The 13,454-nt window shown below is 27.3% G+C and carries 10 protein-coding genes; all 10 read right to left on the bottom strand.

Annotation, left to right across the window (positions count from 1 at the left end):
* Positions 1 to 2 precede the first annotated feature (2 nt).
* The 10 genes from hisA to lon all read right to left on the bottom strand — a co-directional run bounded on the left by hisA (position 3) and on the right by lon (position 13,446).
* Positions 3 to 713, bottom strand: a complete 711-nt coding sequence (gene hisA, locus WAO56_RS12410; RefSeq protein ID WP_422144372.1) for a 1-(5-phosphoribosyl)-5-[(5-phosphoribosylamino)methylideneamino]imidazole-4-carboxamide isomerase — start codon at positions 711 to 713, stop codon at positions 3 to 5.
* Entirely contained in the window at positions 713 to 1,300 is a 588-nt protein-coding gene (gene hisB / locus WAO56_RS12415; RefSeq protein WP_422144373.1) for an imidazoleglycerol-phosphate dehydratase HisB, read from the bottom strand. The genes hisA and hisB overlap by 1 nt, the downstream gene beginning before the upstream one ends.
* Positions 1,293 to 2,366: a histidinol-phosphate transaminase gene (gene hisC / locus WAO56_RS12420; protein WP_422144374.1), complete on the bottom strand. Its 1,074-nt coding sequence runs from the start codon at positions 2,364 to 2,366 to the stop codon at positions 1,293 to 1,295. Before hisC ends, hisB begins: the two co-directional genes overlap by 8 nt.
* Before the next feature lies 1 nt (position 2,367).
* Positions 2,368 to 3,660, bottom strand: a complete 1,293-nt coding sequence (hisD, locus tag WAO56_RS12425) for a histidinol dehydrogenase (RefSeq protein WP_422144375.1) — start codon at positions 3,658 to 3,660, stop codon at positions 2,368 to 2,370.
* A 10-nt stretch (positions 3,661 to 3,670) separates the two neighbouring features.
* The gene (gene hisG, locus WAO56_RS12430; RefSeq protein ID WP_422144376.1) at positions 3,671 to 5,281 is read right to left on the bottom strand and encodes an ATP phosphoribosyltransferase; all 1,611 of its coding nucleotides are present in this window, start codon (positions 5,279 to 5,281) and stop codon (positions 3,671 to 3,673) included.
* Positions 5,282 to 5,654: 373 nt separating this feature from the next.
* Positions 5,655 to 7,625 carry a transketolase gene (gene tkt, locus WAO56_RS12435; protein WP_422144377.1) on the bottom strand — a complete coding sequence of 657 codons (1,971 nt, stop codon included), beginning with the start codon at positions 7,623 to 7,625 and terminating at the stop codon, positions 5,655 to 5,657.
* A 185-nt stretch (positions 7,626 to 7,810) separates the two neighbouring features.
* Positions 7,811 to 9,205, bottom strand: a complete 1,395-nt coding sequence (locus tag WAO56_RS12440; RefSeq protein WP_422144378.1) for a PH domain-containing protein — start codon at positions 9,203 to 9,205, stop codon at positions 7,811 to 7,813.
* Positions 9,206 to 9,246: 41 nt separating this feature from the next.
* Positions 9,247 to 10,590 carry a PH domain-containing protein gene (locus WAO56_RS12445; protein ID WP_422144379.1) on the bottom strand — a complete coding sequence of 448 codons (1,344 nt, stop codon included), beginning with the start codon at positions 10,588 to 10,590 and terminating at the stop codon, positions 9,247 to 9,249.
* Positions 10,591 to 10,971 carry a GntR family transcriptional regulator gene (locus tag WAO56_RS12450; protein WP_422144380.1) on the bottom strand — a complete coding sequence of 127 codons (381 nt, stop codon included), beginning with the start codon at positions 10,969 to 10,971 and terminating at the stop codon, positions 10,591 to 10,593.
* Between the two features lie 135 nt (positions 10,972 to 11,106).
* Positions 11,107 to 13,446 carry an endopeptidase La gene (gene lon, locus WAO56_RS12455; protein ID WP_422146378.1) on the bottom strand — a complete coding sequence of 780 codons (2,340 nt, stop codon included), beginning with the start codon at positions 13,444 to 13,446 and terminating at the stop codon, positions 11,107 to 11,109.
* Positions 13,447 to 13,454: the final 8 nt, after the last annotated feature.

Below are 13,454 nucleotides of genomic sequence, written 5' to 3' on the forward strand. Positions count from 1 at the left end.
TACTAAGAAAATTTTGAAATTTCATCCATGGTGATTTTTCCCTCATATAAGGCTTTTCCTGTAACTCCACCATATAGATTAATTTCCTTTAATTTATAAAAATCTTCAATATTACTTAAGCCACCAGCAGCTATTATATTATCACCAAATTGTTTTTGTAGTTTATCTAAAATTTCAATATTGGGTCCTTCTAAGGTACCATCTCTTTTTATATCCGTATAAATAATAGTCTTTAAGCCTATATCTTTTAAATCTTGACAAAAATCAAAAATATTTATATCGGTTTTTTCAACCCAACCTTTTATAGCGACTTTTTCACCATAGCAATCGACTGAAACAGCTATTTTATCCCCATATTTTTCTATAAGTGATTTAACTAGTTTAGGATTTTCAACTGCTACTGTACCAAGTATTACTCTACTAACGCCTAGTTTTATTAAATTATCTACAATTTCTTCATTTCTAATTCCGCCACCAACTTGTATTGGAATAGAAATTTCCCTTACAATTTCCTCAATAATATCATAATTTCTTTTTTCATTACTAAAGGCCCCATCTAAATCTATAATGTGCAAATATTTAGCCCCTTTTTTTTCTAAATCCTTAGCAACCTCTACAGGGTTGTCAAAATAATAGGTTACTTCTTCTTCTTTTCCTTGATGAAGTCTTACACATTTTCTATTTTTTAAATCTATTGCCGGCAAAATTAACATTATATTACTCCTTTTGTTGAAGGTATATCTGTATTACCTTCTTCTATTTTACAAGCAATTCTTAAAGCTCTTCCCATTGCTTTAAATATTGATTCTATTATATGGTGGTCATTTTCTCCATAGTGGGTATTAATATGTAAGTTAAACTTACCATTAATAGCTAAAGCGTAAAGAAATTCCTTTAACATTTCCGTCTCAAACTCCCCTACCTTATCTCTACTTAACTTAACATTATAAACTAAATATCCTCTACCGCTTAAATCCAAATCAACTGTAGTTAAAGTTTCGTCCATTGGACATGTAAAGGAGCCATAGCGATTAATACCCGCTTTATTACCTAGGGCTTTTAACAAACATTCCCCTAGGACTATTCCTATGTCTTCAATTAAATGGTGATTGTCTATATAGGTATCTCCCTTTGTATAGATTTGTAAGTTAAAGTTTCCGTGTTTAGCTAACAGATTTAACATATGGTCAAAAAAGCCTATACCGGTTTTGCCTTTTAATAAGCCATTACCATCTATGTCCAGTTCTATTTTTATATTAGTCTCTAAAGTGTTTCTTTCAACACTGGCAATTCTATTCATTTTCACTCCTACAATTAAAAGATTTTATAATTAAATTATTTACATCAGTATTAGAAATTGAAATTCTAATACAATTATCCAGCTCCGGTCTTCCTTTGTAAACCTTGGCTAAAATACTATTATTTTCCAAATTCTGTAAAATATTATTGATTTTTTTAGGACTGACCTTTACTAAAACAAAGTTCGTATTACTATTATAAACCGTTAAATATTCATGATTTTTCAATTCCTTAATTATTCTATCTCTTTCACCTTTAAAGAAATTAATTCTATCTAAAATAAACTCTCTGTTTTTTAATACTTCTGTAGCAATTTTTTGTGTTAATCCATTTACATTATAAGGTGGTTTAACTTTATTTAAACAATCTATTATATCTTCATTACCTACTCCGTAACCAATTCTAAGTCCTGCTAAACCAAATAGTTTTGATAATGTTCTAATAACTATAATTCTACTATTATCTAGATAGTTTAACTGCCCTAATGAAGAAAATTCAATATATGCTTCATCAAGTACAATAATGGAATTTGTATTATTAATAATTCTCTCTATTTCTTCCTTTGGCATTAAATAACCTGTTGGGTTATTTGGAACACATAAAAATATTATTTTAGCCTTATTTTTATTGGCTTCTTCAATGATTTTATCTGTATTAATAACATAATTTTCTTTATCCTGTACCTTAATTATTTTACCATTATTAATAGTTGTACTAATATTATACATTTCAAAACTTGGACTATGGACTACAACGTAATCTTCCGGTTCAATAAAGGTCATAATAATTAAATTAATTATTTCATCTCCACCATTTCCACAAATAATATTAGATTTTTTTATACCTAAAAATTTAGCTAATTCTTCCCGTAATTCATTTGCCATTGGATCTGGATAACGGTTAAAATCATAGTCCTTTACTATATTTAAAATTGTATTTTTAATACTATCTTCTTCTATTATATTAAAGGGACTTTCATTTGCATTTACAACATGTTTTTCTTTAATTGGTTTAGTTTCGTAATTACTAAAATCCCTTAAGCATTTCTTCAAATATTTCTCAGTCATATTAATCCTCTTGAAATCTTATAGCTACAGCATTAGCATGGGCAAATAAACCTTCTTTTTTAGCGAATTTTTGTACCTTATCCCCTACTTTTTCTAATGCTTCCTTATTATATTGTATAATACTACTTCTTTTAAAATAATCATAAACACCTAAAGGTGATGAAAATTTAGCAGTTCCACTTGTAGGTAATGTGTGGTTTGGACCGGCAAAATAGTCACCAACAGGTTCCGGAGAATATTCTCCTAGGAAAATTGCTCCTGCATTAGTTATTTTATCTAAATATGTTTCAGGGTTGTCATATAGTATTTCTAAATGTTCTGGTGCAAATTCATTCATCCATTCAATAGCTTCATCCTTGTTTCTAGCTACTATACCTAGGGAATAATTTTCTATGGACTTTAAATTAATATCCTTTCTAGGTAACTTTTCTATTTGATTATAGACTTCTTTTTCAACTTTTTCAGCTTGTTCTTTAGATGTAGTAATGAAAATTGGTGCTGCCATTTCGTCATGCTCTGCTTGTGATAATAAATCAGCTGCAATAATTTTAGGATTGGATTTTTCATCTGCTAATATGCCAATTTCACTTGGCCCGGCAATCATATCTATATCTACTTTACCAAAAACTTGTTTTTTTGCAGTAGCAACAAAAATATTTCCAGGTCCCACTATTTTATATACAGGTTCTATTGTTTCAGTACCATAGGCTAAGGCAGCAATTGCTTGAGCCCCACCTACCTTATAAATCTCATCTATTTCAGCAATATAAGCCGCAGCTAAAATATATGGGTCTACCTTCCCACTACTGTCTGGTGGTGTAACCATAGCTAAAGATTTTACTCCGGCAACTTTTGCTGGTATTGCTGTCATTAAAACCGTTGAAGGATAACCGGCTGTACCTCCAGGAACATATAGACCAACACGTTCAATAGGGGTTATTTTTTGACCTAGTTTTACTCCTGGTCCAAAATCTTTAAACCATGTAGTTTCTAATTCTTCTTCATGGTATATTCTTATATTTTCAGCTGCTTCTTTTAAAATACTTAAAAATTCTTCTCCTACTATATCAATAGCTTCCTCTATTTCTTCCTTAGAAACTTTAATATTTTCAAGTTCGACCTTATCAAATTTATAGGTATATTCCTTTAAGGCCTTATCTCCATTTAACTTTATACCATTGATAATATTACGAACGGTATTTTCTATTTCTAAATTATCTTCATCTTCTCTTTTTAATAATTCATTTAAAGTTTTTCTTTTATTCATGCCATCTTTAATTTCAATTATTCTCATATTAACTCTCCTAATTTTTTAATTCTAATTCTTCTAAAATTTCCATAATATTAGTTACTTGTTTGTTCTTAGTTTTTAAAGCAACCTTATTACATATTAATCTTGAAGAAATATCTAAAATCTTTTCATCTTCAACTAAATTATTTTCTTTAAGTGTTCCACCTGTTTCAACAATATCTACAATTACATCAGATAGTTTTACAATAGGACCTAATTCTACTGAACCATTTAATTTTATTAAATTAATGGAAACACCTTTTTTAGAGAAAAAGTTCTTAGTTATTGTAGGATATTTAGTTGCAACTAGAACCTTTTTATTATAATCAATCTTGGTATTTTTAATTTTAGCTGTTGCCATTCGACAAAGGCCAATATTTAAATTCATTAATTCATATACCTTGTATTGTTCTTCTAACAAAATATCATTTCCAACTATGCCTATATCTGCTGCTCCATTTTCCACATAAATAGGTACATCTTGAGATTTTACAAGTATAACTTCAATTTTTTTACTTTTATCTAAAAATAATAATTTTCTACTTTTTTCACTGTATTCTGGAAAAACCAATCCACATTCTTCAAACCTTTTCATTGCTTGTTTATGAACTCTTCCCTTTGCAAGTGCAATATGAATAACATCATCGTACTTATCGTCATCTAAATACTCATCAACTAAGTTAACATTAATACCAAAGCCACAACATGGTCTATATTTTCCAAAATCCTCTGCTAAATTATTACATCTACCTCCACTTACAACTGGTACATGTAAAGAGCCGGCATATACCTTGAAAATTAAATCTGTATAGTAATTTAAATTATTAGTAAAGGACAAGTCCAATTTAACTTTTATCTTTAATTTTTCATTCTTAATAATTTCATATATATTCTCTATTCTTTCTAAAGCTTTTGTCATATTACTATTTTTACAATATTTTTTAGCCTTAGAAATAATTTCATTATATTCACCAAATAATTTTGGCAAGGCATATATAAAATCCTTATCTTCCCTATTAATGTTCAAAGGTTCAACATATTCCCTAATATCATTTATGTTTTTAGTTTCAATTAAGTTTTTTATATTTTCCTTAATATTGTTTTCTATATTTAAAGACTGGAAAAAACCTTCTTGAAAGGCAATATTTCCAATATCCAATTGAATATTGTTAAATCCTATTTCCCTTAACATATCTATTGATAAATTTATTACTTCGTAATCAATTTCAGAAGAATCTTTACCAAAGAGTTCAACTCCTCCTTGTAAAAAATCTCGTCCATAGCTTTTAGGACTTTTATATTCTCTAAAAATCGTTGTTAAATAACAGAGTTTCACTATTTCTTTTTCATCTTCAAATTTAGAAGATACTATTTTAGCAATAGGTATAGTAGCATCTGGTCTTAAAACTAAAATTTTTCCATCTTTATCTATTATTTTAGTCATATTTAATTTATCTAATTTATCATAATTCCTATATACTTCATAATCCTCAAAATAAGGTGTACTTACTTGTTTATAACCTGCATTTTTTGCCTTATCTAAAATTATATTACCAATATTATTTATTTCATTAATTTTTTCACCAAAAATATATTCGGAACCTTTAATAAAATATTTATCCATATTTCACCTCATATTTACTTACTCATTAATTAATTCATTATTATTACTATAACATTAAATTAGGATTTAAAAATAAAAAAAGCCACTACAATAGTGGCTATAACAATAAAAATTCAACACTAAAATATAGCCATATACAATTATAGATGGCTGTGATGCATTAAATTATTTAATTCCATTTTAAATAATAAAGTTTTCATAATGATTTCTCCTTTAAAATAGAATATACTATTTACTTCTAATTGTCAAATTAATTTCAATATTTACATTTGTGATACCTAAGTAAATTACATATGTTATAAAATAACAATTAATCCTAGAAAAAAACACCTTAAAATTAGTAATTTTTACTAACTTCAAGGTGTACTTAAATTTAATCTAATATGCTTAAAGCTTTTTCAACAATATTTTCTACTGTAAATCCAAATTTATCAAATAATAGGTTTGCTGGTGCAGAAGCTCCAAAACCTTCCATTCCTATTTTTATTCCGTCTAGTCCTACATATTTATCCCATCCATAAGTAGATAGTGCTTCTACAGAAACTCTTTTTCTTACCTCCTTAGGTAAAACTGAGTTTTTATATCCTTCTGATTGTTTATCAAAAACGTCTGGACTAGGCATTGAAACTACTCTAACTCCATAACCTAATTTATTAATTCTTTCAGCAGCATCACAAATAAGCTTTACTTCTGAACCGGAAGCCATTAAAATAATGTCTATTCTATCACCTAAGTCCTTTAAGACATAGCCACCATTAAGAGCATCTTTTCCAGTTTCCTCAAGATTTTCTAATTTTTGTCTAGTTAAGGCAAAAACTGTTGGTCCATCTTTTTTATTTAAGGCATACTCATAGGCTGCAGCTGTTTCTTTACCATCAGCTGGTCTGAAAGTAGAAATATTTGGAGTTGATCTTAACATAACCATTTGTTCAATTGGCTGATGTGTCGGACCGTCTTCCCCAACACCTATACTATCATGAGTTAATACATATAATACTTGTTGATTCATTAAGGCTGACAATCTTATTGTAGGTTTAACATAATCACTAAATACTAAGAAGGTAGCACAATATGGTAATAAACCTCCATGTAAACTTATTCCATTTGAAATAGCACTCATAGCTAATTCCCTAACACCAAAATGAATATTTTTTCCTTCTCTATTTGTTGGACTATAATAACTACTATTTTTCATTTCAGTTTTATTTGATGGAGCTAAATCTGCTGAACCACCAATTAAATAAGGAACTTTTTCTGCCAATCTATTTAATATAGTACCTGAATATCCTCTTGATGCATCGTCCTTATCAAATTTATAAAAGTCCTCATTAAAAACATCTTCTGTTAACTCTTTATTTAGGGACATTAAAAATTCTTTTGATTCCTCTGGATAGTTGTTTTTATATTCCTCAAATAATTTATTCCATTCTTCTTCTTTTAATTCGCCTTTTTTATTACTTTCAGAAATATATTCTCTAACTTCTCTTGGAACATAAAACTCTTCTTCATATTCCCAACCTATGTTCTTTTTAAAGTCAACAATATTTTCATCACCTAAAGGTTCTCCATGAGCTGAAGCTAATCCTTCTTTAACACTGTCCCAACCTATTTGGGTTTTAATTTCTATTAGAGATGGTTTGTCTGTTTTCTTAGCTTCATTTATAGTAGCTAAAATATCATCTAAAGATTTACCATCTTCTACATAAAAAGTATCCCATCCTAGTGCTTCATATCTGTCTCTAACATTTTCTGTAAAGGAAATATCCGTACTACCTTCAATAGAAATATTATTAGAATCATAAAGTACTATTAATTTAGATAATTTATTTGCTCCTGCAAAAGATGAAGCTTCATTTGTAATTCCCTCCATCATACATCCATCTCCAGCAATAACATATGTATAATGGTCAACTATATTTAAACCAGGCTTATTATATTTTGCAGCTAAATGAGATTCTGCTAAAGCCATACCTACTCCCATAGCCAATCCCTGACCTAAAGGTCCTGTTGTAGCCTCTACTCCAATTGTATGTCCAAACTCTGGATGACCAGGAGTCTTACTATCTAACTGTCTAAAGTTTTTCAAGTCATCTATTGTTAAACCATAGTTAAATAAATGCAATAGTGAGTAAAGCATCATAGAGCCATGTCCTGCTGATAATATAAATCTATCCCTGTTAAACCAATTAGGATTTTTAGGATTATGATTCATAACATCGTTCCAAAGAGTAAAGGCCATTGGAGCAGCTCCCATAGGCATACCTGGATGGCCTGATTTTGCTTTTTGTACAGCCTCTACAGACAATACTCTAATTGTATTTACTGCTAAATTTCTAATATCCATTCTTCACCTCATAAAAAATAATTAATTTCATTCTATCTAAGTTTATCAATATATACTAATAAAATCAATAATATATTGAATTTATTAGTATAATTATTAACACTATTTATAAAACTACTTAATACTATTGCAATAAAAAAAGCAGTAAGAATTACTTACTACTTTAATTTTGACTTTTTCTTCTACTATTCTTCTATACTTTTTCTTATATCTTTAAATAATTTTTTTGTATTTTCCTTAGTCCTGTTATTAAAAATATATGTTTTTCCCTTAGACTTAATAACTATATGAGAATCTACATCATTATAACTATATAAGGTCACGTTTCCATAATTCTTTATCCTATATGAACCGGCATTATAATTTTCCATAGCATTTCCTATTATTCTATAGGCATTTTCAAAGTCTATTTCTTCTTTAAATTCAAGGGAATCTATTTCCCTTAGATTTATTGTTGAGTTAAAGGTGGAAACTTCTATTTCCAATTTATTATCTGTAATAGTATACTCTATACTTGCATATATTGTGTCATGTAAAAAAATTACAGAGCCTACTAAAACAACTACAAAAAATAAGGAAGTAAGCAAATTAATCATCTTTCCCTTAATATTTCCCCTATTTATTTCTGTTCCGATAGATATTATTGAATTTACAATTGTCCTATTATCATAGGGATTATTATAACCATAATAGTCATAAAAATCTCCGACTTTTGAAATATTATTATTGCTTACTTCATATTTCTTATTTTGCTTATAAAAGATTATTATAAATATAATACATAAAATTATAAGAAAAATATTTAAAAAAATAAATACATAATTCATATAACCTAGTAAATAGCTTAATATTATATAGGCAAAAATAAGTATAAAATCAATTAAAATCAATTTATAGATTAAATTATAGTTATTTTCTATTTTTTCCTTATTAGCCTTATAATTCTCCTTATAATCATCAGAAATATAAATATAATCATCTAGCTTAAGAAGTAAAATAATTACAAGATTTATGGAGTTAACATTTAATAATAAAACAAGTATTTCAAATAATTCAACTTTGGATTTTAATAAAAAACCTAGAAATCCAATTATTATTGTTAGTATTAAGCTTAAGTATAGTAATTTATTATATTTCCCCTTTAAATTATCAGCAAGTATTCTAGTATCAACTTCAATTTCATATTCAGTTGCTAAGGCCCAGTTATTATCTTTTTTTATTTTCTTAATTTGCTTATGATTTTTATTTAGATATACCTGCAAAACTACTAAGGGCAACATTATTACAATAGTTAGTTTAAAAGCAAAGTATTCATTAAAGAGATATTTGTTAAAATCCGAAAAATATAAACCATAAAAATATAGTAGCATTAACAAATTATGAAAAATTCCTATTATTTTTATTACCTTCTTAGACTTTTCGGTAATAAGCTTAATACCTTCATCGTCCTTGTGCTCATAGGGAATAGTTACTAGCATAATTCTACCATCTTTATAATCTGTACTTTTATAATAGGCTCTATAGATAAATATATAGGTTCCAATTATTAAGATAATCATTATTATGAAGAAAAAAATCATATTCCACTTCCTTTTTTATATTTTATTTTAAAGAACAAAAATTACTCTAATTTTTCCCTTATGGAATTAAATAATTCTTCTGTTTCTTTTTTTGTCTTTTCATTAAAAATATATTTTTTACTACTTGTATCAACTAGAATATAAAAACTATTGTCATTGTAGGAATACAGTCTTACATTTCCCCATCCTTCATATTTAAAACTGCCATAATTCTGTTTTGCAGTACCTACTCCATTTGACCTATAGCCTTTAGGAAATTCCTTTATTTCCTTAAATTCTATATTTTCTATATCCCTTAATTTAATTTCATCACTATATAAATTAGAAGATACTTTTAAATAACTATTATTTAAGTCATAATTATAATCTCTTGTTCCGGTTGCAAACATAGCAAAAAATATAAGTATAAAAGTTAATAATACTGCAATTTTACCTTTTAATGTACCTGTATTTATAGTCATACCAATTGAAACTTTTTTCTCTACAAATATTCTATTATCATAGGGATTGTTATATCCAAAATAGTCATAAAAGTCTCCAGTCGTATTAATGTTGTTTTTACCAATATAATATTTTTTATTCAATTTACTGTATCTAATGAAGAAGATGAATATAGCTATAATATTTATTATCATTGAAATTAATACTGTATTTAATATTAAACTATTTTTTTCCTTTAAAATTAGGTTTATGAATATGGAAATACCAGCAGTTAAAATATTTATAACAACAAATTGACTTAAAATTCTTTTATTAGCCTTAATTTTTTCCAAATTATATTCATAGTTTTCTTCAAAATCTTCACTGATGTAATTATAGTTTTCAGACTTCATAATAAGTGTAAATATTAAAATATTAATTGAAGAAAATAATATAAAAAATGCTAATTCGCTTAAATTTTGAACAAATATAAAAATTGTTACAGATATAATAAATACAAATAATGAACTATATAAAACTAAATTATATTTAGATTTTAAATCAGAGTTAATTAATTTTGTATCTATAAAAACATCTGTGGGAAATTGCCAATTATTTTCTATTTTCATCGTTAGAACCTTTTTTCTTTGAGCATTTAAATATATATCAATGAGCAACTGTATTAATAGTATTACTACTAGTACAAACATAAAGGAATGAACTTTATAAATTAGTATATAGCTTCCAAGAAGGATTAGTATTACACTTAATAGGGATAATATTTTTAAAAGTTTAAGAGATTTTTTTGAAATTTCCAATATTTCTTTATTATCCTTTTCAGAATAGGGGATTTTTACTAGAAAAATTTCCCCATTACTATATTTTAAGGTCTTTTTATTCCAATAATACATTAGAAATACAAGCGGCATTAAAGTAAGATTCATAATAAAAAAGAGCATTATCATCTATTTTACCTCTCCATATTCCTTAGTGGTATTGTTAATCATCTCTATTATTTTTTCTATACTAAAGCCTCTGACTATTGATTCTGTTACTATAAGCTCTACTTCATTATTTAATTTTGATAAAAATAACTCATTAGCTACAATGTCCTCTCTTACTGTAACTCCATTTCTTCCTTCAGTTCTTACAATACCTTCTTCTTTTAAAATCTGATAGGTTTTATTTACAGTCATTGGATTAAGCCCAACTTGTTTTGCCATGTCCCTAACTGTTGGAAGTTTTTCTCCAGGATTTATTTCTTTACTAGCAATTCCCTTTATAATTTCATTTCTTAACTGTAAATATACAGGAGTACTAGATTGCAAATTTAATTTTATTATCACGTCCTCACCTCTTTGTATTATTAATTATAATGCATATTTGTATAATGTTCAATAATACAATCTATCTTTTAACTTAAAATCAAATATTAAATTTATAAAATTAAATTTTCTAAAAACAAAAAGAACCATAATTTCTTATGATTCTTTTATAGCTAAGTTTAAAACTTCATCAATAGTTTCAACATAATTAAATTGTAATAATTTTCTTATTTTATTCGGTATTAATTCTACATCTTTTTCATTGGCTTTTGGTAAAATTATATTTTTTATTCCATATCTATTTGCAGCTAAAACTTTTTCTTTAACTCCACCAATAGGTAAAACTCTACCTCTCAAAGTAATTTCCCCTGTCATAGCAATATTATGGCTTACCTTCTTACCAGATAAAGCCGATACTAAGGCTGTTATAATGGAAACACCTGCCGATGGTCCATCTTTTGGAACAGCTCCTTCCGGGAAATGTAAATGAATATCTTTGTTTTTGTAGAATTCACCTTTTATTCCTAAATCATCTTGGTTACTTCTTATAAATGACACTGCAGCCATAGCTGACTCTTTCATTACATCGCCAAGCATACCGGTTAATTGTACTTTTCCTGAACCTTCCATTACAGTTGCTTCAATAGTTAATATTTCCCCACCGGTTTCAGTCCAAGCAAGACCATTTACTACTCCTACCATATCTTCTTTAGGAATATCATCATCAACAATTTTTACATTGCCTATATATTTTTCTAAATTTCTTAAAGAAATTCTAACTACTTTTTTATTATTCTCTACTATATCCATTACTGCTTTTCTTACAGCCTTAGAAATTAATCTTTCTAAATTTCTAACTCCTGCTTCCCTTGTATAATTTGTAATCATTTTCTTAACAGAATCTGTTGAAATTGAAAACTCATTTGGTTTTAAACCATGTTCTTTAACTTGTTTAGGCACTAAATATTTTTCAGCAATATTTAATTTTTCAAATTCAGTATAGCCAGAAATTCTTATAACTTCCATTCTATCAAGTAAAGCTGCCGGTATAGTATTTAATGAATTAGCTGTAGTAACAAACATTACTTTAGATAAATCAAAAGGAATTTCAATATAATTATCTATGAAAGCATCATTTTGAGCTGGGTCTAAAACCTCTAATAAAGCAGAAGCAGGGTCTCCTCTAAAATCTGAGGACAATTTATCTATTTCATCTAGTAAAAATACTGGATTTGTTGTACCAGCATCTTCCATTAGCTTAATTATCCTACCTGGCATTGCACCTATATAGGTTTTTCTATGACCTCTAATTTCAGCTTCATCTCTCACTCCACCTAGTCGCATACTAACAAAGTTTCTATTTGTAGCTCTAGCAATGGATTTTACAATTGATGTCTTACCTACTCCTGGTGGTCCTACTAAACATAGTATTGGTCCCTTTAACCCCTTAGTCTTTTTCTTTACAGCAATAAATTCCAATACTCTTTCTTTAACATCTTCTAGTCCATAATGGTCTTCTTCTAAAATATCCCTTGCCTTTTTAATATCATATTTTTCTTTTGTAGTTTTATTCCATGGCAAACTTAATATTTCTTCAACGTAAGAACGAATTACATTTACATCTGGACTGCCAGGTGAAAGAATATTTAATCTATTAATTTCCTTTAAAACATGTTCTTCTGACTTTTTATTTAGTTTTAGTTTTTTTAATTGCTCAGTATATTTAAAAGCTATTTCCTCGTCATCATCTTCGCCTAATTCCTGTCTAATAGCCATTAACTGTTCTTTTAAATAATATTCTCTTTGGTTTTTACTAATTTGTTTTGAAACTTTTCTATTTATTTCTTCTTCAATTTTTAAATACTCTATTTCTTTTAATAGAATTCCATGTAATATTTCCAGCCTTTTATAAATATCCAGTTCCTTTATAATACTAAAATAATCGTCACCTTCTAAATTTATATATGATGCTACAATATCAGCTAAACGACTTGGATCATCTTGTTCTAATATTGGCAGTATCATCTCTGTAGAAATATTTGGATTTAAACTAATATATTCCTTTGCATCATTAATTACTAATCTAGTAATAGCTTTTAAATTATCATCAAGTACAACTTTCTCTTCATTGTAAACATATTCTTTTAATTCTGCTTGAATATAATTATCTTCAAAAATAAATTCTTTTGCTTCAGCTCTACTAATTCCTTCAACTAGAATCCTCATATTTCCATTAGGTAGCTTTAACGTTTGTTTTATTTCTGCTATAACACCAGTATCATAAAAATCACCTATTTTAGGCTCATCAATACTAGCATCTTTTTGTGCTGTTAAAAAAATCAATGAGTCTTTTATCATAGATTCATTTAATGCATTTATAGAAATATCTCTACCTACATCAAAATGTATTATAGTATTTGGAAAAATCCATATACCTCTCATTGGTATTGTAGGTAGTTTTCTATTATTTACTTCATAAGTAATATTTTTATTCATAAAACCCT

The organism is Miniphocaeibacter sp., assembly GCF_049276255.1.
GTDB lineage: Bacteria > Bacillota > Clostridia > Tissierellales > Peptoniphilaceae > Miniphocaeibacter.

Coding starts and splice junctions, on each gene's coding strand:
- WAO56_RS12440 (WP_422144378.1), bottom strand. CDS start 9,205: ATGATTTTTTTCTTCATAATAATGATTATCTTAATAATTGGAACCTAT.
- lon (WP_422146378.1), bottom strand. CDS start 13,446: ATGAATAAAAATATTACTTATGAAGTAAATAATAGAAAACTACCTACA.
- hisA (WP_422144372.1), bottom strand. CDS start 713: ATGTTAATTTTGCCGGCAATAGATTTAAAAAATAGAAAATGTGTAAGA.
- hisC (WP_422144374.1), bottom strand. CDS start 2,366: ATGACTGAGAAATATTTGAAGAAATGCTTAAGGGATTTTAGTAATTAC.
- tkt (WP_422144377.1), bottom strand. CDS start 7,625: ATGGATATTAGAAATTTAGCAGTAAATACAATTAGAGTATTGTCTGTA.
- hisG (WP_422144376.1), bottom strand. CDS start 5,281: ATGGATAAATATTTTATTAAAGGTTCCGAATATATTTTTGGTGAAAAA.
- WAO56_RS12445 (WP_422144379.1), bottom strand. CDS start 10,590: ATGATAATGCTCTTTTTTATTATGAATCTTACTTTAATGCCGCTTGTA.
- hisD (WP_422144375.1), bottom strand. CDS start 3,660: ATGAGAATAATTGAAATTAAAGATGGCATGAATAAAAGAAAAACTTTA.
- hisB (WP_422144373.1), bottom strand. CDS start 1,300: ATGAATAGAATTGCCAGTGTTGAAAGAAACACTTTAGAGACTAATATA.